The organism is Variovorax sp. Soil_C_33 (assembly GCF_057656935.1).
In genome coordinates this window covers 141,238-162,200 of the sequence record NZ_JBDGJK010000007.1, presented here as the reverse complement: position 1 = coordinate 162,200, position 20,963 = coordinate 141,238, and the positions used below count along the sequence as shown (strand labels likewise).

Genomic DNA, 20,963 nt, shown 5'->3' with positions numbered 1-20,963 from the left:
TCAACCGGGAACTCCCATGCAGATCGAAACCCCACCCGCCGACAAGCCCTACGAGAAGCCCGAAGGCGAGCGCCGCGGCCTCGTGATCGTCAATACCGGCGACGGCAAGGGCAAGAGCACCGCGGCCTTCGGCCTTGCGCTGCGCGCACACGGCCGCGGCAAGGCGGTGAAGATCTTCCAGTTCATGAAGGTGCCGAGCGCGCGCTTCGGCGAGCACCGCATGTTCGAGCAGATCGGCATCCCGATCGAAGGGCTGGGCGACGGCTTCAGCTGGAAGAGCCAGGACCTCGAGCGCTCGGCGCAGCTCGCGCGCGACGGCTGGGAGAAGGCGAGGGCGGCGATCCTCTCGGGCGAGCACTTCCTCGTGGTGCTCGACGAGATCACGTATCCGCTGATCTACGGCTGGCTGCCGCTGGAAGGCGTGCTCGAAACTTTGCGCACGCGGCCGAAGGAAGTCCATGTGGTGCTGACCGGGCGCCGCTGCCCGCCGGAGATCGTCGAGCTGGCCGATACGGTGACCGAGATGCAGATGGTCAAGCATGCGTTCAAGGCCGGTATTCCCGCCCAGCGCGGCATCGAAGACTAGGACTTCGTCTTGACGACCGTGGCCGCGCTGTGGGTCGCGCTCGCCATCGATCGATGGCTGGGCGAGCCGGCCGCGCGCTGGCATCCGGTCGTCTGGATCGGCCGCTACCTGGGGGGGGCGGGGCGGCGCATCGCACCGCAGGCCGAAGGGGCGCGCTCGCCGGATCGCGCGCGCTTCGCCGCGGGGGCGCTCGCGTGGGGCGCCGGCGCCGCGATGGTCCTGCTGGCCGCGTGGGCCGTGGCCGCCGCCGCGGGACGCCTGCCAGGCTGGGCCGAGGCGCTGCTGCTGGGCCTGGCGCTCAAGCCCTTGCTGGCCTGGCGCATGCTGCGCGACGAGGTCCTGGCCGTCGAAGCGGCGCTGGCCGGCTCGCTCGACGCCGGCCGCGATCGCCTGGCACATCTGGTCAGCCGCGATGTGCACGCCCTAAACGAAGCCGAGGTGCGCGAGAGCGCGATCGAATCGCTCGCCGAGAACCTCAACGACTCGGTGGTCGCGCCGGTGTTCTGGTTTGTGCTCTTCGGCCTGCCCGGCGCCGCGCTCTATCGTTTCGCCAACACCGCCGATGCGATGTGGGGTTACCGCAGCGTGCGCCAGGGCCGTGTCTGGGAATGGGCCGGCAAATGGGCCGCGCGCGCCGACGATGTGCTGTCCTGGCTGCCTGCGCGGCTGACGGCCGTCCTGCTGCTCCTGTCTTGCTCCCTCTCCCGCGAGCGGGAGAGGGCGGGCGTGAGGGCGCTGCTCGCCACTGCCCGCGAGTCCCGCCGCACCCCTTCCCCCAACAGCGGCTGGCCCATGGCCGCCATGGCGCTCTGCCTCGGCGTACGGCTCGCCAAGCCCGGCGTCTACGCGTTGAACGGAGCGGGACGCGCGGCCAGCGCGGCGGACACGCAGCGCGCCGCGTCGTTGGCAGCCAGGGTCGTGGTGCTGCTGGCCCTTGCCGCATCGGCGTCGATCCTGGGACTGGCCGGGTGACTTTCCTCGACGAAGCCCTGCACGGCGGCCCGGATGCCCGCGGGGCCGCGCCGCACGACTTCTCCACCAATGCGAATGCCTGTGGCCCGTGCCCGGCGGCGCTGGCCGCGCTGCAGCAGGCGGACGCGAGCCGCTATCCAGACTCGCGCTACGCCGCGCTGCGCGAAACGCTGGCCCGCTTCCATGGCGTCGATGCCGAGCGCATCGTGATCGCCGCCAGCGCGAGCGAATTCATCGCACGCATCACGGCGGCGGTCGCGCAGCGGGGCGGGCGCGGTGCCTGGATGCCGCCGCACAGCTATGGCGACTACCAGCGGGCCGCCGGCGCGTGGGGCTTCGAATACGTTCAGCCGAACGAGGCCGACCTCATCTGGTGCTGCGATCCGTCCAGTCCGCTCGGGCAGGTGCACAAGGGCTTGCAGCGGCAGGTGGATACGCTGGCGGCGCAATCCACCTGCGTGCTCGACCTTGCCTACGAGCCCTTGCGGCTCGAAGGCGGCCTGGGGCTGGGCCCGGCACAGCAGGATCTCGTCTGGCAACTGTGGACGCCGAACAAGGCGCTGGGCCTCACCGGTGTCCGTGCCGCCTACGCGATCGCGCCGGGCGGTGCAGGCGAGATGGTCGCGCGCCTGGGCCGCCTCGCGCCATCCTGGCCGGTGGGTGCGCAGGGCGTCGCGCTGCTGACCGCCTGGACCGGCGCCGAGGCGCAGGACTGGCTCCGGCACAGCCTGGACACATTGCGCGCGTGGAAACGCGAGCAGGAGGCGATGTGCGCCGCGCTGGGCTGGACCTGCCTGCCCAGCGTCGCCAACTATTTCTGCGCGCGGCCGGACATGCCGTATGCGCCGCGTGCCGCGGCACTTCGTGATGCAGGCATCCAGCTGCGCGACATCCGCTCCTTCGGCCTGCCGGACCACGTGCGGCTCAGCGTGCTGCCGCCGGCCAGCCAGTCGGCGCTGCGACGCGCATGGCCGGCGGCGCGACGCTGAGCCTCAGCGCCGCTGCAGCCGCGGATTCTTCTGGAACAGCTCGGCCGCCCAGTCCACGAACACCCGCACCTTGGCGCTCAGGTGGCGGTTCGGCGGATAGACCACGTGCACCGGCAGCGGCGGCCGCGTCCAGTCCGGCAGGATCTCGATCAGCTCGCCGTTGGCCAGGTGGGGCTCGGTCATGAAGGTGATGCACTGCGAGATGCCGAAGCCGCCGAGCACCGCCGCCAGGTGGGCGTTGCTTTCGTTGACCGAGACCCGGTAGGGGCCTGACATCTCGATGTGCTCGTCGCCCTTGTGGAACTCGTGCGGGTAGACGCGGCGCGTGCCGCCGGCGAAGAAGCTCACGAGATGATGGCGCTTCTCGATGTCGGTCGGATGCTGCGGCACGCCGTAGCGCTTCAGGTAGGCCGGCGAGGCCACGGTCACGAACTCCAGCGTGCCGATGCGCCGCGCCACCAGGGACTGGTCGGTCAGGTCGCCGGCCCGGATCACGCAGTCCACGTTGTCGCTGATCAGGTCAACCGGGCGGTCGCTCACGCCCAGGTCGACCTGGATGTCGGGATAGCGGTCGCAGAAGCCGGCCAGTGCCGGCAGGATGATCATCCGCGCTGTCGAGGTGCCGACGTCGATGCGCAGCCGGCCGGTCGGGTTGGCCTGCGCATTGGTCATGCTGGCCTCGATCTCGTCGAAGTCGTTCAGGAGGCGCGCCGTGCGCTCGAAGTAGGCCGCGCCGTCGGGCGTGACCGTCACCCGGCGCGTGGTACGGTTGAGCAGTTTCACGTGCAGGCGCGATTCCAGCGCCTGGATCTGCTTGGTGACCGTGCCCTTGGGCAGGCCGAGCGAATCTGCTGCCCGGGTGAAGGTGCCGGCTTCTACGACGCGGACAAAGATCCGCATGGCCTGGATCTGGTCCATTGATGCTGCTCCTGGAAAACCCGGTGTTTCCACCGGGGTGCGGATTCTCACATGCCGCTTCTTAGCTGATTGTTAGCCGATTGGAAACAGAGTAGGGGCCACGAGCTTGTTGAAGCAGCCAATCCGGGCCGTAATATTCAACCATCGTCCACACACCGAGGCCGCTCATGTCATCCCGTCCCACTCCGCGTTCTGCTGAAGCCGCCAAGGCCCCGGCGGGAGCCGTTGTGCAAGGCGCCGAAACCGACATCAGCATCCCGCTGCCCGGCCGCGAGCCGGTCAACGCGCGCCTCTACGGCCAACGGGCCAAAGGTGCAGGCGTGCCGCTGGTGCTGCACTTCCATGGCGGCACCTTCATCAGCGGCGACCTGGACTTCGGCCGCAACGTGGCCCGCCTGCTGGCGAGCGCCGGCGCGGTGGTGGTCTCGCTCGCCTATCCGCTGGCGCCTTTCCCCGAACCCATCGAGGTCGGCTTCGCAGCGCTGGAGTGGCTCTACAAGCAGCGCGTCAAGCTGGCAGGCAAGGGCGCCCGCATTTACCTGGCCGGCGAGGAAGCCGGCGGCAACGTGGCGGCCGCGGTGGCTCTGATGGCGCGCGACCGTGCGCATCCGCCGCTGGCGGGCCAGATCCTGCTGTCGCCGATGCTCGACCCCTGCGCGGGTACGCAGTCGCTGCGCAAGGCGACGAGCGATGCAGTGAAGTGCCGCTGGGCGACCGGCTGGCAGGAATACCTGAGCCGGCCGATGAACGCGACGCACCCCTATGCGGTGCCGGGCGCATCGCTCAGGCTGGCCGAGCTGGCGCCCACGCTGGTGCTGGTCGGCGAGGACGATGCGATGCGCGACGAGGCCCTGCGCTTCGCGCAGCGGCTGCAGGATGCGGGCATTTCCGTGACCCGGGGCGTGCTGCCCTCGGCCGCGAAGTGTCCGGACGAGTTGTACGACCCCGCCTATGGCGATTGCGCGTGTCCGGAGACAGTCGGTGAGCACATGCGCGCATTTTTTGCTGCCACGGTGCCGCCGGTGCCTCCCCCGGTCTAGGCCCAGCCGGCTACGCCGGTAACCCGTTTTTCAAACCTTCTCGATCCGCCGGCTTCTGTCGGCGCCAACGGATTCGTCTTGCCTGCGCCCGAGCACAGGCCGGGCTGTTGCATTTCCAAAGTCATCCAAAAAAGGACGTTCATCATGCAAAGCAAGCTGTCTAACCAGAACCGCCGCCGCCTCTGGCCCGCCGTGACCGGCATCACCGCAGCGGTCGCGATCGCCTGTGCGGCACTCGTACTCGGCTTGCCGAGCTTCAAGGCCGAGGCCAACAATGCGCCCGCGGCCGGCGCCCCGCGCGCCACGCCGGTGTCGGTGGCCACGGTGGCCGCGACCGACGTCAACACCTGGGACGAGTTCTCGGGCCGGCTCGAGGCGGTCGAGCGGGTCGATGTGCGCTCCCGCGTGGCCGGAGCCGTGCAGGCGGCGCACTTCCGCGAAGGCTCGCTGGTCAAGCAGGGCGACCTGCTGATCACGATCGACCCCGCGCCCTACGCGGCCGAGGTGGAGCGTGCCGAAGCCCAGGTGGCCTCGGCCCAGGCGCGCGTGTCCTTCACGCGCAGCGAGCAGGAGCGCGCACGCCGCCTGTGGGAAGAGAAGGCCATTGCCCAGCGCGAGCTCGACGAGCGCGTCAATGCCGGCCGCGAGGCCGAGGCCAACCTGCGTGCGGCGCAGGCTTCGCTGCAAAGCGCACGCCTGAACCTGGGCTACACCCAGGTGCGCGCGCCGGTGGCCGGGCGCATCGGCAAGATCGAAGTGACGGTGGGCAACCTGGTCGCGGCCGGACCCGGCGCGCCGGTGCTCACCACGCTGGTCTCGGTGAGCCCGATCTACGCGAGCTTCGATGCCGACGAGCAGGTTGTGGTCAAGGCGCTGAAGGACCTGCCCGGCGGCGCCAGCGCGCGCGCCAAGCTCGAAGGCATCCCGGTCCAGATGGGCACCGCCGGCCTCGAAGGCACCCCCTACGAAGGCAAGCTGCAGCTGATCGACAACCAGGTCGACGCCAAGAGCGGCACGGTGCGCGTGCGCGCCGCCTTCGACAACAAGGACGGCGCACTGATCCCCGGCCAGTTCGCCCGCATCCGCATGGGCCAGGCCCGCAGCGAGAGCGCGGTGCTGGTCAACGAACGCGCCGTCGGCACCGACCAGAACAAGAAGTTCGTGATGGTCGTCGACGCCGACAACAAGACCGTATACCGCGAAGTCACGCTGGGCGCATCGGTCAACGGCCTGCGAATCGTGACCAAGGGCCTGAAGGCCGGCGAACGCATCGTGGTCAACGGCCTGCAGCACGTGCGCCCCGGCGCGCTGGTCGCGCCGCAGGCCGTCACCATGGACGCCAAGACCGAGGTGCAGCCGCAGCGCGTGGCGGCTGCCGCGAAGTCCTGAGCACAGGGCGCTCTCTAGAGAATCATCATGAATCTATCCAAGTTCTTCATCGACCGGCCGATCTTCGCGGGGGTGCTGTCGCTCCTGATGCTGATCGCCGGCCTGATCGCGCTGCGCGGGCTGCCGATCTCCGAATACCCCGAGGTCGCACCGCCCTCGGTGGTGGTGCGCGCCCAGTACCCGGGCGCCAATCCCAAGGTGATCGCCGAGACGGTGGCGACGCCGATCGAGGAGCAGATCAACGGCGTCGAGGGCATGCTCTACATGGGCAGCCAGGCGACCACCGACGGCGTGATGACGCTGACCGTCACCTTCAAGCTCGGCACCGACCCCGACAAGGCGCAGCAGCTGGTGCAGAACCGCGTCTCGCAGGCCGAGCCGCGGCTGCCCGAGGAAGTGCGACGGCTCGGCGTGACCACGGTCAAGAGCGCGCCCGACCTCACGATGGTGGTGCACCTGGTGTCGCCCAACGACCGCTACGACATGACCTACCTGCGCAACTACGCAGTGCTCAACGTCAAGGACCGGCTGGCGCGCATCGAGGGCGTCGGCCAGGTGCAGATCTTCGGCGGCGGCGACTACTCGATGCGCGTCTGGCTCGACCCGCAGAAGGTCGCGCAGCGCGGCCTCTCGGCCAGCGACGTGGTGGCTGCGATCCGCGGCCAGAACATCCAGGCGGCGGCCGGCGTGGTCGGCGCATCGCCGGGCCTGCCGGGCGTGGACATGCAGTTGTCCATCAACGCCCAGGGCCGGCTGCAGACCGAAGAGGAGTTCGGCGACATCATCGTCAAGACGGGTGCCGGTGGCGAGGTGACGCGGCTGCGCGACATCGGCCGGCTCGAGCTCGGCTCGGCCGACTATTCGCTGCGCTCGCTGCTCAATAACGACAACGCGGTCGGCATCGGCGTGTTCCAGGCGCCCAACTCCAACGCGCTCGACATCTCTTCCAACGTGCGCAAGACGATGGCGGAGATCAACAAGAACATGCCCGAAGGCGTGGAATACCGCATCGCCTACGACCCGACGCAGTTCGTGCGCGCCTCCATCGAGTCGGTGGTGCACACGCTGCTCGAAGCCATCGCGCTGGTGGTGCTGGTGGTGATCCTGTTCCTGCAGACCTGGCGCGCCTCCATCATTCCGCTCCTGGCAGTGCCGGTGTCGGTGATCGGCACCTTCGCGGTGCTGCACGTGCTGGGCTTCTCGATCAACGCGCTCTCGCTCTTCGGCCTGGTGCTGGCGATCGGCATCGTGGTGGACGACGCGATCGTGGTGGTGGAGAACGTTGAGCGCAACATCGAGGCGGGGCTCACGCCGCGCGAGGCCACGTACAGAGCCATGCGCGAAGTGTCCGGGCCGATCATCGCGATCGCGCTGGTGCTGGTGGCGGTGTTCGTCCCGCTGGCCTTCATCAGCGGACTCACGGGGCAGTTCTACCGGCAGTTCGCGGTGACCATTGCGATCTCGACGGTGATCTCGGCGATCAACTCGCTGACGCTCTCGCCCGCGCTCGCCGCGCTGCTGCTCAAGGGTCACGACGAGCCCAAGGACGCGCTGACGCGCGGCATGGACCGCGTGTTCGGCTGGCTGTTCCGCGGCTTCAACAAGTTCTTCCATCGCGGCGCCGAGGCCTACAGCGGCGGCGTCAAGAACGTCATCTCGCGCAAGACGCTGATGCTGGTGATCTACCTCGCCCTCGTCGGCGTGACCTTCGGCCTCTTCAAGGCGGTGCCCAGCGGCTTCGTGCCGGCGCAGGACAAGCAGTACCTGATCGGCTTCGCCCAGCTGCCCGACGGCGCCACGCTCGACCGCACGGAAGAGGTGATCCATCGCATGGGCGAGATCACCAAGAAGAACCCGAACGTCGAGGACGCGGTCGCGTTCCCGGGCCTGTCGATCAACGGCTTCACCAACAGCTCGAACTCGGGCATCGTGTTCGCGACCTTGAAGCCCTTTGCCGAGCGCAAGCGCGCCGACCAGAGCGGCGGCGCAGTGGCGGGCCAGCTCAACCAGCAGTTCGCGGGCATCCAGGACGCCTTCATCGTGATGTTCCCGCCGCCGCCGGTGGCGGGCCTGGGCACCACGGGCGGCTTCAAGCTGCAGCTGGAGGACCGCGGCTCGGTCGGCTACGAGCAGATGGACGCCGCGGTGCAGGCCTTCATGGCCAAGGCGCGCCAGGCGCCCGAGCTCACGGGCATGTTCACCAGCTGGCAGGTCAACGTGCCGCAGCTCTATGCCGACATCGACCGCACCAAGGCTCGCCAGCTCGGCGTGCCCGTGCAGGACATTTTCGACACCATGCAGATCTACCTCGGCAGCCTGTATGCGAACGACTTCAACAAGTTCGGCCGCACGTACAGCGTGCGGGTTCAGGCCGATGCGCCATACCGCGCACGCGCCGAAGACGTGGGCCTGCTGAAGGTGCGCTCGAACTCGGGCGAGATGGTGCCGCTGTCGGCGCTGATGAAGGTGAACTCCAGCTTCGGCCCGGAACGCGCCATGCGCTACAACGGCTACCTCTCGGCCGACATCAACGGCGGCCCGGCGCCCGGCTTCTCCTCGGGCCAGGCGCAGGACGTGATCGAACGCATCGCGGCCGACACGCTGCCCAAGGGCGTGAGCTTCGAGTGGACCGAGCTGACGTACCAGGAAATCCTGGCCGGCAATTCGGCGGTGCTGGTGTTCCCGCTCGCGATCCTGCTGGTGTTCCTGGTGCTGGCGGCGCAGTACGAAAGCCTCACGCTGCCGCTGTCGATCATCCTCATCGTGCCGATGGGCCTGCTCGCGGCGATGACCGGCGTATGGCTCTCGGGCGGCGACAACAACGTGTTCACGCAGATCGGGCTGATCGTGCTGGTGGGCTTGAGTGCGAAGAACGCGATCCTGATCGTGGAGTTCGCACGCGAGCTCGAGTTCGCCGGTCGAACGCCGATCCAGGCCGCGATCGAAGCCAGCCGGCTGCGCCTGCGCCCGATCCTGATGACCTCGCTGGCCTTCGTGATGGGTGTGCTGCCGCTGGTGCTGGCGACCGGCGCCGGTTCGGAGATGCGCTCGGCCATGGGCGTGGCGGTGTTCGCCGGGATGATCGGCGTGACGGCCTTCGGCCTGTTCCTGACGCCGGTGTTCTACGTGACGCTGCGCCGGCTGACCGGCAACCGACCGCTCAAGCTGCATGGCCAGGTGCCGCACCTGGACGACAGCTTCGTCTCGGCCGACCACCCGGCGGCGGCGCCGCATGCGGCGGGCGGCGGCGGTGGCCTGCAGCCTGCACCGGCCTCGCCGCTCAAGTTGCATGAATAAAGAAGGTTGATCATGAAATCCGATTCGAAACTCTTCCGCCCCTGGCGCGCCGCGCTGCTGCCGCTGGTTGCCGCGCTGGTCCTGGTGGGCTGCGCAACGGCACCGGCGGAACTGCCGGCCTTCAACACGCCGGCCCAGTTCAAGGAACAGGCGGCGCCCCAGGCCGAGGGCACCTGGACGCGCGCGCAGCCGGCCGAGTCGCAGCCGCGCGGCGAATGGTGGCGCGCCTTCAACGACCCGGTGCTCGACACGCTGGTCCAGAAGGCCGCTGCCAACAACACCAGCATCCAGTCCGCGGCTGCGCGCCTGGCCGAGGCGCGCGCCGTGCTGCGCAGCACCGATGCCGATCGCGCGCCGCAGGTCGGGTTGGGCGCGGGCGCCAGCCGGCAGGCCGGCCTGGACCGCAACCAGAGCAACAGGCCCTCCACGCTGATCACGGCCGGCCTCGATTTCTCCTACGAGATCGATCTCTTCGGCCGCCTCTCGCGCGCCAGCGATGCGGCGCGGCTCGATGCCGAATCGCGCGAAGGCCTGCTGCAAAGCACGCGCCTGCTGGTCCAGGCCGAGACGGCCCAGGCCTACCTCTCGCTGCGCGCGCTTGACGCCGAACGCGCGCTGGTGCGCGAAACCGTCGGCGCCTACCGCGACACCCTGCGTCTCGTGCAGCGCCGCAACCAGGCCGGCGACCTGGCCGAACTCGACGTGGTGCGCGTCGAAACCGAAGTGGCGGCCACCGAATCCGAAGCGCTGACGCTGGACCGACGCCGTGCCGAGCTCGAACACGCGCTGGCGGTGCTGACCGGCGAGACGGCATCGAGCTTCGCGCTGGAGACGCAGGAGTGGTCGACCGCCTTGCCCACCATTCCGGCCGGCGTGCCGGCGACGGTGCTGACGCGCCGGCCCGACATCTCGGCCGCGCAGAAGGCCGTGTTCGCTGCGCAGTCCCGCGTCGGCGTGGCGCAGACCGCATGGTTCCCGAGCATTTCACTGACCGGCGGCGGCGGCTATGCTTCATCGGAAGCCAGCGACCTCTTCAAGTGGTCGGCGCGTTCCTGGGGCATCGGCGCGCTGCTCGCGTTGCCGCTCTTCGACGGCGGCCGGCGCGAGGCCGGCGTGCAGAGCGCCAATGCGCAGCTCGACGGTGCGCTCGCGAACTATCGGGCCCAGGTGCTCGGCGCCTTCAAGGACGTGGAAGACCAGCTCTCTTCGCTGCGCATCCTCGAGCAGCAGTCGGGCGTGCAGGGAAGGGCGGTCGCTTCGGCGAGCCGGGCCACCACGCTGTCGGATTCGCGCTACCGCAACGGACTGGTCAGCCAGCTCGACCTGCTCGACGCGCGCCGCCAGGAACTGCAGAACCGCCGGCAGGCGCTGCAAGTGCGATCGGCGCAGTACCAGGCGACGGTCGGGCTGGTCCGCGCGCTGGGCGGCAGCTGGGAAGTGCCTCAAGCCGTTGGCGCAGCGACGCCGGAGGCACCGGCGCAGATCGCGACCCGCTGAGTCAGCCGTCTGCGTCCGCTGCGGGCGCCGGCTGCGCATCGGCCAGCCGGCGCAGCGCCGCCGCTCCGAGCGCCAATGCGCTCGAGTAGCTCGCTTGCGGCGTAGCGGCCGACTTGAAGCGGCGGTAGAGCATCGCTTCGCCTGCCTCGTCGTCAAGCGCTTCGATCAGCACCCAGAAGAAATTGCCTTTCTCGCGCTCCTCCACCGTGAGCGCCATGTCGCGTATCGCGGGCATCAATCCACTCCCTCATTTGTCGATGCGAGGAGGCTACGAATCAATGAGGGTGTTTCACGCCGGCGCGCCCGAAAGCAAGGCGCCGAAGCGTGAAGGACTCCGCGAGCGGCCCGAATGGCTGGGGTCGTAGCGGACAATCCGCAGATGATTACAACAACCGCCAGAGCCCGTTGCGTCATGGTCCTCGGCACCACCAGCGGTGCCGGCAAGAGCTGGCTCGCAACCGCGCTGTGCCGCTGGTATGCGCGCCAAGGCTTCAGGGTGGCGCCGTTCAAGGCGCAGAACATGAGCAATAACGCACGCGTGGTCGCCGGCGGCGAGATCGGCAGTGCGCAATATTTCCAGGCGTTGGCGGCGGGAGCCGAGCCCGATGTGCGCATGAACCCGCTGCTGCTCAAGCCGGAGCGCGACACGCTGAGCCAGGTGGTACTGATGGGCCGCGTGAGCACCGAGTTGACGGCACTGCCGTGGCGCGGGCGCAGCGAACGCGTCTGGCCGCAGATTGCAGAGGCGCTCGACGAGCTGCGGGCCGAGAACGACGTGGTCGTGATTGAAGGCGCCGGTTCGCCGGCCGAGATCAACCTGATGGGGAGCGACATTGTCAACCTGCGCGTCGCCCGGCATGCGCAGGCGCGCTGCCTGCTGGTGACCGACATCGACCGCGGCGGCGCCTTCGCGCATCTCTACGGCACCTGGGCGCTGATGCCGGAGGCCGACAAGGCGTTGATCAAGGGCTTCGTGCTCAACAAGTTCCGCGGCGATGCCGCGCTGCTCGCGCCGGCGCCGCAACAGCTCGAAGCGCTCACGCGCATCCCGACTGTCGCGACGCTGCCGATGTGGTGGCAGCATGGGCTGCCCGAAGAAGACGGTGTCTTCGACGACCGCAGCGTCTCGTCCGGAGAGGTCACGCGCACCATTGCCGTCATCGCCTATCCGCGCATCAGCAACCTCGACGAATTCCAGCCGCTGAAGAACATCGCCGGCGTGCGCCTGCGCTGGGCGCGCAGCCCGGCCGACGTCGCCGGCGCCGACTGGATCGTGCTGCCCGGCTCGAAGAACACCAGCGGCGACCTGGCCTGGCTGCGCGCGCAAGGCCTGGACCGCGCGGTGGCCGCACATGCGGCAGCCGGCGGTGTGGTGCTCGGCGTCTGCGGCGGGCTGCAGATGCTGGGCGAGGCGCTGATCGATCCGCACGGTGTCGACGGCAATGGCCCCGGCCTCGGTCTGCTGCCCCTGGTCACCGTGTTCGCGGCCGACAAGACCGTGCAGCCGCGCGAGGCCCGCTTTGCCCAATTGACCGGCCCCTGGGCCGCGCTCTCCGATGTCGCCATGCGCGGCTACGAGATCCATCATGGCCAGACCGCGCCCCATGCCGCGATGGCCGCCGCCGGCGATCACGCGATGGCTGTCATGCCTGACGAGCTGGCCTGGCAGAACGCCGCCGGCAACGTGCTCGGGCTCTACCTGCATGGCCTGTTCGAGGACCCGGCCGCGCTGCACGCGCTCTTCGGCGTGGCCGCGCGCACGCTGGACAGCGTGTTCGACGGACTGGCCGACCAGATCGATTCCCACTTTGAACCGGGCGTGCTGCGCTCACTGATCGAATGATGCTTGAACTCCCTACCGCCCCGAAGCTCGACGACGCTGCGCTTGCTGCGCGACTTCAACATCAGATCGACAACAAGACCAAGCCGCTCGGTGCCTTGGGCCGGCTGGAGGCGCTGGCCTTGCGGCTAGGCCTGATCCTCGACAGCGAATCGCCTGTGCTCCAGGCGCCGCAGATGCTGGTCTGCGCGGGCGACCACGGCCTGGCTGCTCGCGGCGTGTCGGCCTATCCGAGCGACGTGACCTGGCAGATGGTCGAGAACTTTCTTGCCGGCGGCGCGGCCGTCAGCGTGCTGGCGCGGCAGCATGGGCTGGCGTTGACCGTGATGGACTGCGGCGTGCGGCACGACTTCGCGCCGCGTGATGGCTTGCGCATCCGCAAAGTTGCGCCGGGCACTGCCGATTCGTCCGCAGGAGCGGCCATGAGTGTCGCGCAGTGCGAGCAGGCGATCGCCAACGGCATCGCGCTCGTGCGCGAGCTGCCTGGCAACGCGCTGCTGCTGGGCGAGATGGGCATCGGCAATACCTCGGCCGCGTCGCTGCTGCTGGCGCGGCTCACGGGCCTGGACATCGATGCCTGCACCGGCAGCGGCACCGGCCTCGATGCCGACGGCCTGGCGCGCAAGCGCCGGCTGCTGCGCGAAGTGCTCGCGCTGCATGCCGACGCCGGCACGCCGCTGGCGGCGCTCGCAGCCTTCGGCGGCTTCGAGATCGCGACCCTGGTCGGCGCCGTGCTGCAGGCCGCGCACGAGCGGCGCGTGATCGTGGTCGACGGCTTCATCGCCAGCACCGCGGTGCTGGTGGCGCAGGCGCTGCGGCCCCACGTCGTGCAGCGCTGCGTGGCGGCACACGAATCGGCCGAGCCGGGCCATCGGCTGCTGCTGGATGCGCTCGGCCTCGATCCGCTGCTGCGCCTGGATCTTCGCCTCGGCGAAGGCTCCGGCGCCGCGCTCGCCTGGCCCTTGCTCGAATCCGCGTGCCGCATCCTGCGCGAGATGGCGAGCTTCGAGTCGGCCGGCGTTTCGCAGCGGGACAACACATGAACGGTGTGCGCCACTTCCTGCTGGCGCTGCAGTTCTTCACGCGCGTGCCCGTGACCGGGCGACTGGCCGGATGGGTGGGCTTCAGCCCGGCGATGCTGCGCGCCAGCGCCGCGCATTTTCCCGGCGTGGGCTGGCTGGTCGGCGCGGTGGGCGCGGGCGTGTTCCTGCTCGCGCAGGGGGGGCTGCCCGGCGTGGCAGGCGCTGCCGTTGCGGCGCTGCTGTCCACGGCTGCGACGGTTTGGATGACCGGCGCCTTTCACGAGGACGGCCTGGCCGACGTGGCCGACGGCCTCGGCGGCGCGTCCGATCGCGCGCGGGCGCTGGAGATCATGAAGGACTCGCGCATCGGCGCCTTCGGCGCGATCGCGCTGGTGCTGGCGCTGGGCCTGAAGATCGCGCTGCTCGCCGTGCTGGCGGGGCAGGGTGCGATGAGCGCAGCCACCGCGCTGCTCGGCGCGCATGTGCTGTCGCGGCTGGCGCCGCTGTTCCTGATCCGCTGGCTGCCCTATGTCGGCGACGAACGCGCGAGCAAGGCGAAGCCACTCGCCGATGCAATCGGCGGCGGGGCCTTGCTGGTGGGCGTGCTGTATGCGCTGCCGGCGGCGGCCCTGCTGCTGCTCGCACATCCGCCGCTGCAGGGCGCTGCAAGCCTGCTCGCATGCCTGCTCGGCGCGCTGTACATGGCGGCGCTGCTGTGGCGCCGGCTCCAGGGTTTCACCGGCGACGGGCTCGGCGCGACGCAGCAGGTCTGCGAGCTTGCGATCTACCTGGCGCTCGCCTGGCAGGCATGAAGCTCGGGCTCGTGCGCCACGCGCAGACCGACGCCGCGACCGGCCTGTGCTACGGCCGCAGCGATGTGGGGGTGGCGCCCGAAGCGATGCGCCTGCTGGCCGAACGCATTGCGCCGCAGCTTGCCGAAGGGATCGAAGAAATCGTCTGCTCTCCCTTGCAGCGCTGCGCCGGATTGGCGCAGGCGATTGCTGGGCTCCGGCCCGGCCTCGCAGTCCGCACCGATGCGCGCATCGCCGAGATGGATTTCGGCGCCTGGGAAGGCCGCAGCTGGTCGAGCATCGAGCGCGCCGAGTTCGACGCCTGGACCCGTAGCTTCGCCGATACGCGCGCGGGCGGCGACGGCGAAAGCACGCGCGCCTTCATGCAGCGGGTCGGCGAAGCTTTCGACGCCTGGCGCGAGAGCGGCCGCGATGCGCTGTGGATCACGCATGCCGGCGTGATCCGTGCGGTCTGGCTGCTGCGCGAGGGCGTGCGATGTGCCGAGCGCGCTGACCAGTGGCCCGCGCAGAGCATCGCGTTCGGCGAATACCTGACCGTCGAGCTGCCCTGATCAGGGCGCCGGCGTCTTCGGCTTGTAATCGCAGTACGGCGCCACCGCGCACTTCCAGCACATCGGCTTGCGCGCCACGCAGACATAGCGCCCGTGCAGGATCAGCCAGTGGTGCGCATGCAGCCGGAACTCGGGCGGCACGCGCTTCATGAGCTTCTGTTCGACTTCGAGCGGCGTCTTGCCCGGCGCCAGCCCGGTGCGGTTGCCGACGCGAAAGATGTGCGTGTCCACCGCCATCGTCGGCTCGCCGAAGGCCACGTTGAGCACGACGTTGGCGGTCTTGCGGCCCACGCCCGGGAGCGCCTCCAGCTCGGCGCGCGTGCGCGGAACCTCTCCGCCGTGCTGTTCGACCAGCATGCGGCAGGCCTCCAACAGGTGCTTGGCCTTGCTGCGGTAGAGCCCGATGGTCTTGATGTAGCTCTCCAACCCTTCGATGCCCAGGTCGAGGATCTCCTGCGGCGTGTTCGCGACCGGGAACAGCTTGCGCGTCGCCTTGTTGACGCCGACGTCGGTGGCCTGCGCCGACAGCAGCACGGCGGCCAGCAGCTCGAAAGGGGTCGTGTACTCGAGTTCGGTTTCGGGCTCGGGGTTGGCTGCCTGCAAGGTGGCGAAAAAGGGCGTGATCTCTGTTTTTTTCATCGTGGCGCGCAGTGTAGGGTTCTCTTTTCCGAACTTGGCGACAATGGCGGGCGTCACTCCATTTGCAGAAGGTTGCCATGCAATTCGCCACCCGCCTCGACAACGTCGAAACCTCCGCCATCCGCGAACTCTTCAAGCTCCTGGGCAAGCCCGGCATCATCAGCTTCGCGGGCGGCTTTCCCGACAGCGCCATGTTCGACGTCGAAGGCCTGAAGGAAGCGAGCGCCAGGGCGCTGGCCGAGGAGCCGGGCGGTGCCTTGCAGTACGGCGCGACCGAGGGCTACGAACCGCTGCGCACGCAGCTCAGCGCCTTCATGAAGAACAAGGGCGTGCAGGTCGATCCCAGCGGGCTGATCGTGACCACCGGTAGCCAGCAGGCGCTGGACCTGCTCGGCAAGACCCTGATCTCGCCCGGCGACAAGGTGATCGTCGAGGGCCCGACCTTCCTCGCCACCATCCAGTGCTTCCGCCTCTACGGCGCGCAGCTGATCAGCGCGCCCATCGATGCCGACGGCGTCGATGTCGACAAGCTCGAGCAGTTGATCGCCGAGCACAAGCCCAAGTTCGTCTACCTGATCCCGACCTTCGGCAACCCGAGCGGCGCGATGCTGAGCCTGGCGCGGCGCAAGAAGGTGCTGGAGCTGGCGGTGAAGTACCAGACGCTGATGGTGGAGGACGACCCTTACGGCGACCTGTACTTCGGCAAGGCGCCGCCGCCCTCGATCATGTCGCTCACCCGCGAAGTGCCGGGCAGCCGCGAGCTGGTGGCGCACTGCGGCAGCCTCAGCAAGGTGCTGAGCCCGGGCCTGCGCATCGGCTGGATGATCGCGCCGGCCGAGCTGCTTGCGAAGGCCACCATGTGCAAGCAGTTCAGCGATGCGCACACCAGCACCTTCGCACAGGCGACGGCCGCGCAGTACCTGAAGAGCGGCCGCATGCCTGACACGCTGGCGCACGTGCGCAAGGTCTATGGCGAGCGGGCCCAGGCCATGGGCGCGGCGCTCAAGCGCGAGCTCGGCGACGCGATCGCCTTCGAGCAGCCGGGCGGCGGCCTGTTCTTCTGGGCCCGGCTCACCGGCGCCAACGGCAAGCTGGCCGATGCCAACGTGCTGGCCCAGCGCGCGATCGAGAAGCTGGTGGCCTTCGTGCCCGGCGCGCCTTTCTTTGCCGAGAAGCCCGATGTCGCGACGCTGCGCCTGAGCTTTGCGACCGCCAACGTGGAGAAGATCGAAGAGGGTATCGCGCGGCTCGGCGCCGCGCTCTGAAGCTCAGCGCCGCGCGTCGGAGAGCTTCAGGCCATAGCGCTGCCCGGCGTCCTCGAGCGACGGCGCGATCGAAGGGTGCAGGCGCACGCCCTGGTCGAGCTGCTCGGCGCGCCGCTGCAGCCCGCGTTCTCCAGGCACGCGCACCGGCCTGGCCGCATCGATCGGTGCATTGCCGCGGCACTGCATGGCCAAATGGTCCATCTGCCGCAGGAACTCCGCCTTGCCGCCGAAGGCCTGCAGGTCGTGCAGCGTGAGGTGCACGGTCGCGCCCCAACCCTCGCGCGCGTCGGCACGGCCATGGCCTGCGAGGCCAGCGGTCAGCGCCTCCACCAGCAGCGCCAGGCCGTAGCCCTTGTGGCCGTGGCTCAGGCCGCCGACCGGCAGCAGCGTGCCGGGCGGCTGGGCGAACAGCACTGCAGGGTCCCTGCTCGGGCGGCCCTGTGCGTCGACCAGCCATTCCTCGTCGAACAGCTCGCCGGCCGCGCGCTTGCGGTTGCTCATGCCGTTGGTGGTGATGGAGGCCGAGATATCGACCATCACGCCGCCTTCGCTGAGCGGGAAGCCCAGCGCCAGCGGATTGGGCGTGAACACCGCCTGCGTGCCGCCGAAGGGCGCGACGCTGGCCGCGTTCGGGTCGGAGCAGGCGAGCACCAGCAGCATGTCTTCTTCGAGCGCGCGCAGCAGGTAGACCGCCAGGCAGGCGATGTGGTGGCTGCGGCGGATCACGAGCGAGGCGGTGCCCAGCTCGCGGGCGCGCGGCAGCAGCAGATCCAGGCCCTGGTGCACCAGCCAGGGGCCGGGCAGGCGCTGGCCGTCCCACAGTACGGCGGCGGGGCGGTCGGAAACGACGAGCGGTGCGCCCTCGCGCTTCATCGTGCCGGCCTCGAGTTCTTTCACATAGCCGGCCAGGAGCGCGAGGCCGTGGGTGTCGTGGCCCAGCAGGTCGCCTTGCACCAGCGTATCGGCCACGGTCCGCGCCATGGCTTCGGCCAGGCCGGCATGCTGCAGCAGTTGCACGGCGAATCGGGTGAGGGCGGCGGCGTCGTAGCGGATGGAGGTGTCGTTCATGGGTTTCAGGTGGCTGCAGCGAGTTGCATCCGTCGCCGCTGGCGCCGCCAGGCCATGGCGCCCGAGCCGACCCAGACGAGGAGCGTGAAGATCGCCAGGCCGGCGGCGATCGGGCGCTCGACGAAGGGCAGCCAGCTGCCGTCGGACTTGATCATCGAGGTGATGAAATTCTCCTCGAGCATCTTGCCCAGCAGCATGCCGAGGATGGCGGGCGCGACGGGGAAGCCGTTTTCTTCCAGCAGCCAGGCCGCGACGCCGAAGCCCAGCAGGATCCAGAGGTCGAAGAGCGCGTTGTTGATGGCGAAGGAACCCACCAGGCAGAACACCAGGATGATCGGCATCAGCACGTTGCGCGGCAGGCGCAGGATGCGCGCCGAGGCCTTGATGCAGGCCCAGCCCAGCGGCAGCATCAGCAGGTTGGCGAGGATGAAGACGATGAACACCGCATAGACGCTCTGCGGGTTGTTCATGAAGATCATCGGCCCGGGGTTCATGTTCTTCATGTAGAGCACGCCGATCACGATGGCGGTGATCGAGTCGCCGGGAATGCCGAACACCAGCGCCGGAACCCAGGCGCCGGCGAGGGCGCTGTTGTTGGCGGCGCCGGCCTCGACCAGGCCTTCGGGGTGGCCGGTGCCGAACTTCTCCGGCTCCTTCGAGAGCTTCTTGCTCATCGCGAAGGACATCCAGGCCGCGATGTCGGCGCCGGCGCCGGGCAGGATGCCTACGGCCGTGCCCAGCACGCTGCCGCGCAGGGTCTGCTTGGCGTACTTCCTCATCAGGCCGCCCATGCCGGCGAAGACCGAGCCGATCTGCTTGGTGAAGCTGCCGATGTGGTCCGTGGTCAGCGTGAAGCGCAGGATCTCCGAGATGGCGAACATGCCGATCATGGCCGGGATCAGGCTCAGGCCGCCCAGCAGGTCCGCGCTGCCGAAAGTGAAGCGCGGATGCCCCGCCGGGTTTTCGAGTCCCACGCAGCCCATCAACAGGCCGAGGAACAGCGTGATGAGTCCCTTGAGCGGCGTCTCGCTGGTGATGAAGACCGCGCAGGTCAGGCCCAGCACGACGAGCCAGAAGTATTCGAAGGAGCTGAACTTGATCGCGACCTCGGCCAGCGCCGGCGCGGCGACGATCAGCACCGCAGTGCCGAACAAGCCGCCGATGCATGAGAACACCAGGCCGATGCCGAGCGCGGTCTCGCCGTGGCCCTTGCGTGTCATGGCGTACGACTCGTCGGTGTAGGCGGCCGAGGCCGGCGTGCCCGGGATGCGAAGCAGCGCGCCGGGAATGTCGCCCGCGAAGATCGCCATCGCGGTGGCGGTGACGATCGCCGCGATGGCGGGCACCGGCGGCAGGAAGAAGGTGATGGGCACCAAGAGCGCAGTGGCCATGGTGGCGGTGAGCCCCGGCACGGCGCCGACGAACATGCCGAACAGGCCCGACAGCAGCATCACGACCAGCACGGTCGGCGTCGCGACCATCTGCATGGCCAGCCAGACGGAATCCATCAGGGGTGCTCCTTACCAGGCCCAGCGTTGAAGAACACCCCAGGGCAGTGGCACCTTGAGCAGCTTGTAGAAACAGGCGTGGATCACCAGCGTCGCGACGATGGCCACGGGCATGGCCAGGCGCGGCCGCACGCCGCAGGCCCACTGCAGCACGAAGAGCACCAGCACGCTGCACAGCACGAAGCCCAGCTTCTCCGACAGCAGGATGTAGAACACCATGCCGGCGACGGCGAGCACGAAGGCCGCCAGATGGCGCGTGGAACGCATGCCCTCGCCGAGCCGAAGCCACGGCTGGTGTGCCCGCAGGCCCTGCCACATTAGCACCGCTGACGACAGCGCGAGGCCGCAGGCGACGAGTCCCGGAAAGACAGCGGGCCCGTAGTTCTGGCCGGCCGCAGGCGGAAAGCCCTGGATGTGCCAGAGCACGGCCAGGGCCAGCGCCAGCAGCACGCCGCCGATCAGGCTGTCATGGATGCGCATCGGGCGCTTATTTGGCGATGCCCACTGCCTTCATCGCGACGGCGAAGCTGGCGTCCTTCTCGGCCATGAACTTGGCGAACTCGCCCCGGTCGGCGTAGAGCGCGCCGAAGCCGCGCGAGGCGAGGAAATCCTGGTAGCCCTTGCCGTCGAAGATCTTCTTGAGCGTGGCCGCGAGCCGTTCGCTGACGTCCGCAGGCAGCCCCTTCGGACCGGCGATGCCGCGCCAGGCGCCGGCATTCCACATCTTCCCCGAAGCATCGGTGTAGAGCGGCACATTGGGAAAGATGGCGTCGGGCTTGGAGCCAAGCAGGACCAGCGGGCGCACCTTGCCGGCGTCGATGAGCGAGCGTGCCTCGGGCAGCGAACACGACACCACGTCGACGCCGCCGGCCATCAGGTCCTGCAGCCCGGGCGCAGCGCCCTGGCTTGGCACCCAGGCGATCGCATTGCCGGGCAGCTTATTGTCGACCAGCCATTGCGCGAGGCCCAGGTGCCAGATCCCGCCCTGGCCGGTGCCGCTGGCCTTCAGCTTGCCGGGGGTGGCGCGCGCGGCATCGAGCAGCTCCTTGGCGCTCTTGATCGGCGAATCGCTGCGCACGAAGACCGCGTTGGCATCGAAGTTCATCAGCGCGAGCGGCGTGTAGTCGGTGCCCGAGAGCTGGGTCAGGCCGGCGTGGCGCATCATGCCGATCTCGACCGTGATGATGCCCAGGGTGTAGCCGTCGGGCGCGGCCGAGGCGATGGCCTGGTGGCCGACCACGCCGCTGCCGCCCGTGCGGTTGACTACGTTGATCGGCTGCTTGAGCTCCTTCTCGAGCTCGGCCGCGATGATGCGGGCCACGGCATCGGTGCCGCCGCCGGCGCCCCAGGGCACGATCAGCGTGATCGGGCGCTCGGGATAGGCCGCATGGGCGAGCCCGGGAAAGACCACGGCGGCAACGGCTGCACCCATGGCAGCGAGGGACTGGCGGCGCTTCATCTCGTCTCCTTCGTTGTTGGAAGGCCATTCAAGCACCCAAGGCGCCGGCCGCGAAACTGAAGATAACCCTAGGACATCGCAAGCGGCTTTTGCCGTAGGGAGAAACCGGTT

The 20,963-nt window shown here is 69.1% G+C and carries 19 protein-coding genes; 12 read left to right on the top strand and 7 right to left on the bottom strand.

Annotation, left to right across the window (positions count from 1 at the left end; genetic code table 11):
- The first annotated feature begins 16 nt into the window (after positions 1 to 16).
- From cobO to AC3A6B_RS13165, 3 genes are read left to right on the top strand one after another with little or no spacing between them, the layout of a single operon-like run.
- Positions 17 to 586 carry a cob(I)yrinic acid a,c-diamide adenosyltransferase gene (gene cobO, locus AC3A6B_RS13175; protein ID WP_487837140.1) on the top strand — a complete coding sequence of 190 codons (570 nt, stop codon included), beginning with the start codon at positions 17 to 19 and terminating at the stop codon, positions 584 to 586.
- Between the two features lie 9 nt (positions 587 to 595).
- Positions 596 to 1,558, top strand: a complete 963-nt coding sequence (gene cbiB, locus AC3A6B_RS13170; RefSeq protein WP_487837139.1) for an adenosylcobinamide-phosphate synthase CbiB — start codon at positions 596 to 598, stop codon at positions 1,556 to 1,558.
- On the top strand, positions 1,555 to 2,547 hold the full coding sequence (locus AC3A6B_RS13165) for an aminotransferase class I/II-fold pyridoxal phosphate-dependent enzyme (protein ID WP_487837138.1): 993 nt from the start codon (positions 1,555 to 1,557) through the stop codon (positions 2,545 to 2,547). The genes cbiB and AC3A6B_RS13165 overlap by 4 nt, the downstream gene beginning before the upstream one ends.
- Positions 2,548 to 2,550: 3 nt before the next feature.
- Here AC3A6B_RS13165 and AC3A6B_RS13160 read toward each other — a convergent pair whose 3' ends face one another.
- On the bottom strand, positions 2,551 to 3,465 hold the full coding sequence (locus AC3A6B_RS13160) for a LysR family transcriptional regulator (protein ID WP_487837137.1): 915 nt from the start codon (positions 3,463 to 3,465) through the stop codon (positions 2,551 to 2,553).
- Positions 3,466 to 3,632: 167 nt separating this feature from the next.
- Between AC3A6B_RS13160 and AC3A6B_RS13155 the strand changes: the two genes are divergently transcribed.
- The 4 genes from AC3A6B_RS13155 to AC3A6B_RS13140 all read left to right on the top strand — a co-directional run bounded on the left by AC3A6B_RS13155 (position 3,633) and on the right by AC3A6B_RS13140 (position 10,688).
- Positions 3,633 to 4,505 (top strand): alpha/beta hydrolase fold domain-containing protein, encoded by an 873-nt coding sequence (locus tag AC3A6B_RS13155; protein WP_487837136.1) that lies wholly within the window; start codon positions 3,633 to 3,635, stop codon positions 4,503 to 4,505.
- Between the two features lie 144 nt (positions 4,506 to 4,649).
- Positions 4,650 to 5,894, top strand: a complete 1,245-nt coding sequence (locus tag AC3A6B_RS13150) for an efflux RND transporter periplasmic adaptor subunit (protein ID WP_487837135.1) — start codon at positions 4,650 to 4,652, stop codon at positions 5,892 to 5,894.
- A 27-nt stretch (positions 5,895 to 5,921) separates the two neighbouring features.
- Positions 5,922 to 9,191 carry an efflux RND transporter permease subunit gene (locus tag AC3A6B_RS13145; RefSeq protein ID WP_487837134.1) on the top strand — a complete coding sequence of 1,090 codons (3,270 nt, stop codon included), beginning with the start codon at positions 5,922 to 5,924 and terminating at the stop codon, positions 9,189 to 9,191.
- Positions 9,192 to 9,203: 12 nt separating this feature from the next.
- A complete protein-coding gene (locus AC3A6B_RS13140) occupies positions 9,204 to 10,688 on the top strand; it encodes an efflux transporter outer membrane subunit (protein ID WP_487837133.1) in 1,485 nt (494 codons plus the stop codon).
- Position 10,689: 1 nt separating this feature from the next.
- Here the strand turns inward: AC3A6B_RS13140 and AC3A6B_RS13135 are convergent, their stop codons facing one another.
- Positions 10,690 to 10,923 (bottom strand): hypothetical protein, encoded by a 234-nt coding sequence (locus AC3A6B_RS13135; RefSeq protein WP_487837132.1) that lies wholly within the window; start codon positions 10,921 to 10,923, stop codon positions 10,690 to 10,692.
- A 144-nt stretch (positions 10,924 to 11,067) separates the two neighbouring features.
- On the opposite strand from AC3A6B_RS13135, the gene AC3A6B_RS13130 reads away from it, so the two are divergent.
- The 4 genes from AC3A6B_RS13130 to AC3A6B_RS13115 are packed head-to-tail and all read left to right on the top strand — an operon-like array spanning position 11,068 to position 14,913.
- Positions 11,068 to 12,531 (top strand): cobyric acid synthase, encoded by a 1,464-nt coding sequence (locus AC3A6B_RS13130; protein WP_487837131.1) that lies wholly within the window; start codon positions 11,068 to 11,070, stop codon positions 12,529 to 12,531.
- Positions 12,528 to 13,571: a nicotinate-nucleotide--dimethylbenzimidazole phosphoribosyltransferase gene (gene cobT / locus AC3A6B_RS13125; RefSeq protein ID WP_487837130.1), complete on the top strand. Its 1,044-nt coding sequence runs from the start codon at positions 12,528 to 12,530 to the stop codon at positions 13,569 to 13,571. The genes AC3A6B_RS13130 and cobT overlap by 4 nt, the downstream gene beginning before the upstream one ends.
- Positions 13,568 to 14,362, top strand: coding sequence for an adenosylcobinamide-GDP ribazoletransferase (locus AC3A6B_RS13120; RefSeq protein ID WP_487837129.1), 795 nt, complete (start codon positions 13,568 to 13,570; stop codon positions 14,360 to 14,362). Before cobT ends, AC3A6B_RS13120 begins: the two co-directional genes overlap by 4 nt.
- Positions 14,359 to 14,913 (top strand): histidine phosphatase family protein, encoded by a 555-nt coding sequence (locus AC3A6B_RS13115; protein ID WP_487837128.1) that lies wholly within the window; start codon positions 14,359 to 14,361, stop codon positions 14,911 to 14,913. The genes AC3A6B_RS13120 and AC3A6B_RS13115 overlap by 4 nt, the downstream gene beginning before the upstream one ends.
- Here AC3A6B_RS13115 and nth read toward each other — a convergent pair whose 3' ends face one another.
- Positions 14,914 to 15,552, bottom strand: a complete 639-nt coding sequence (gene nth, locus AC3A6B_RS13110) for an endonuclease III (protein ID WP_487837127.1) — start codon at positions 15,550 to 15,552, stop codon at positions 14,914 to 14,916.
- Between the two features lie 77 nt (positions 15,553 to 15,629).
- Between nth and AC3A6B_RS13105 the strand changes: the two genes are divergently transcribed.
- Positions 15,630 to 16,817 (top strand): aminotransferase-like domain-containing protein, encoded by a 1,188-nt coding sequence (locus AC3A6B_RS13105; RefSeq protein WP_487837126.1) that lies wholly within the window; start codon positions 15,630 to 15,632, stop codon positions 16,815 to 16,817.
- A gap of 3 nt (positions 16,818 to 16,820) precedes the next feature.
- On the opposite strand, the gene AC3A6B_RS13100 is transcribed toward AC3A6B_RS13105, so the two are convergent.
- Genes AC3A6B_RS13100 through AC3A6B_RS13085 form a run of 4 tightly spaced genes read right to left on the bottom strand, consistent with a single transcriptional unit; the run spans position 16,821 to position 20,852 of the window.
- Complete coding sequence (locus tag AC3A6B_RS13100; RefSeq protein ID WP_487837125.1) at positions 16,821 to 17,885, bottom strand: Ldh family oxidoreductase; 1,065 nt, start codon at positions 17,883 to 17,885, stop codon at positions 16,821 to 16,823.
- Positions 17,886 to 17,890: 5 nt separating this feature from the next.
- The gene (locus tag AC3A6B_RS13095; RefSeq protein ID WP_487837124.1) at positions 17,891 to 19,393 is read right to left on the bottom strand and encodes a tripartite tricarboxylate transporter permease; all 1,503 of its coding nucleotides are present in this window, start codon (positions 19,391 to 19,393) and stop codon (positions 17,891 to 17,893) included.
- 12 nt (positions 19,394 to 19,405) lie between these two features.
- Positions 19,406 to 19,873 carry a tripartite tricarboxylate transporter TctB family protein gene (locus AC3A6B_RS13090; RefSeq protein WP_487837123.1) on the bottom strand — a complete coding sequence of 156 codons (468 nt, stop codon included), beginning with the start codon at positions 19,871 to 19,873 and terminating at the stop codon, positions 19,406 to 19,408.
- Between the two features lie 7 nt (positions 19,874 to 19,880).
- Positions 19,881 to 20,852, bottom strand: coding sequence for a tripartite tricarboxylate transporter substrate binding protein (locus AC3A6B_RS13085; protein ID WP_487837122.1), 972 nt, complete (start codon positions 20,850 to 20,852; stop codon positions 19,881 to 19,883).
- Positions 20,853 to 20,963: the final 111 nt, after the last annotated feature.

Bases quoted from the DNA above. Each gene is read 5' to 3' on its own strand.
- AC3A6B_RS13145 (WP_487837134.1), top strand. From the start codon at position 5,922: ATGAATCTATCCAAGTTCTTCATCGACCGGCCGATCTTCGCGGGGGTG.
- AC3A6B_RS13100 (WP_487837125.1), bottom strand. From the start codon at position 17,885: ATGAACGACACCTCCATCCGCTACGACGCCGCCGCCCTCACCCGATTC.
- AC3A6B_RS13135 (WP_487837132.1), bottom strand. From the start codon at position 10,923: ATGCCCGCGATACGCGACATGGCGCTCACGGTGGAGGAGCGCGAGAAA.
- AC3A6B_RS13120 (WP_487837129.1), top strand. From the start codon at position 13,568: ATGAACGGTGTGCGCCACTTCCTGCTGGCGCTGCAGTTCTTCACGCGC.
- AC3A6B_RS13115 (WP_487837128.1), top strand. From the start codon at position 14,359: ATGAAGCTCGGGCTCGTGCGCCACGCGCAGACCGACGCCGCGACCGGC.
- nth (WP_487837127.1), bottom strand. From the start codon at position 15,552: ATGAAAAAAACAGAGATCACGCCCTTTTTCGCCACCTTGCAGGCAGCC.
- cobT (WP_487837130.1), top strand. From the start codon at position 12,528: ATGATGCTTGAACTCCCTACCGCCCCGAAGCTCGACGACGCTGCGCTT.
- AC3A6B_RS13150 (WP_487837135.1), top strand. From the start codon at position 4,650: ATGCAAAGCAAGCTGTCTAACCAGAACCGCCGCCGCCTCTGGCCCGCC.
- AC3A6B_RS13160 (WP_487837137.1), bottom strand. From the start codon at position 3,465: ATGGACCAGATCCAGGCCATGCGGATCTTTGTCCGCGTCGTAGAAGCC.
- AC3A6B_RS13140 (WP_487837133.1), top strand. From the start codon at position 9,204: ATGAAATCCGATTCGAAACTCTTCCGCCCCTGGCGCGCCGCGCTGCTG.
- AC3A6B_RS13130 (WP_487837131.1), top strand. From the start codon at position 11,068: ATGATTACAACAACCGCCAGAGCCCGTTGCGTCATGGTCCTCGGCACC.
- AC3A6B_RS13085 (WP_487837122.1), bottom strand. From the start codon at position 20,852: ATGAAGCGCCGCCAGTCCCTCGCTGCCATGGGTGCAGCCGTTGCCGCC.
- AC3A6B_RS13155 (WP_487837136.1), top strand. From the start codon at position 3,633: ATGTCATCCCGTCCCACTCCGCGTTCTGCTGAAGCCGCCAAGGCCCCG.
- AC3A6B_RS13090 (WP_487837123.1), bottom strand. From the start codon at position 19,873: ATGCGCATCCATGACAGCCTGATCGGCGGCGTGCTGCTGGCGCTGGCC.
- AC3A6B_RS13105 (WP_487837126.1), top strand. From the start codon at position 15,630: ATGCAATTCGCCACCCGCCTCGACAACGTCGAAACCTCCGCCATCCGC.
- cobO (WP_487837140.1), top strand. From the start codon at position 17: ATGCAGATCGAAACCCCACCCGCCGACAAGCCCTACGAGAAGCCCGAA.
- AC3A6B_RS13095 (WP_487837124.1), bottom strand. From the start codon at position 19,393: ATGGATTCCGTCTGGCTGGCCATGCAGATGGTCGCGACGCCGACCGTG.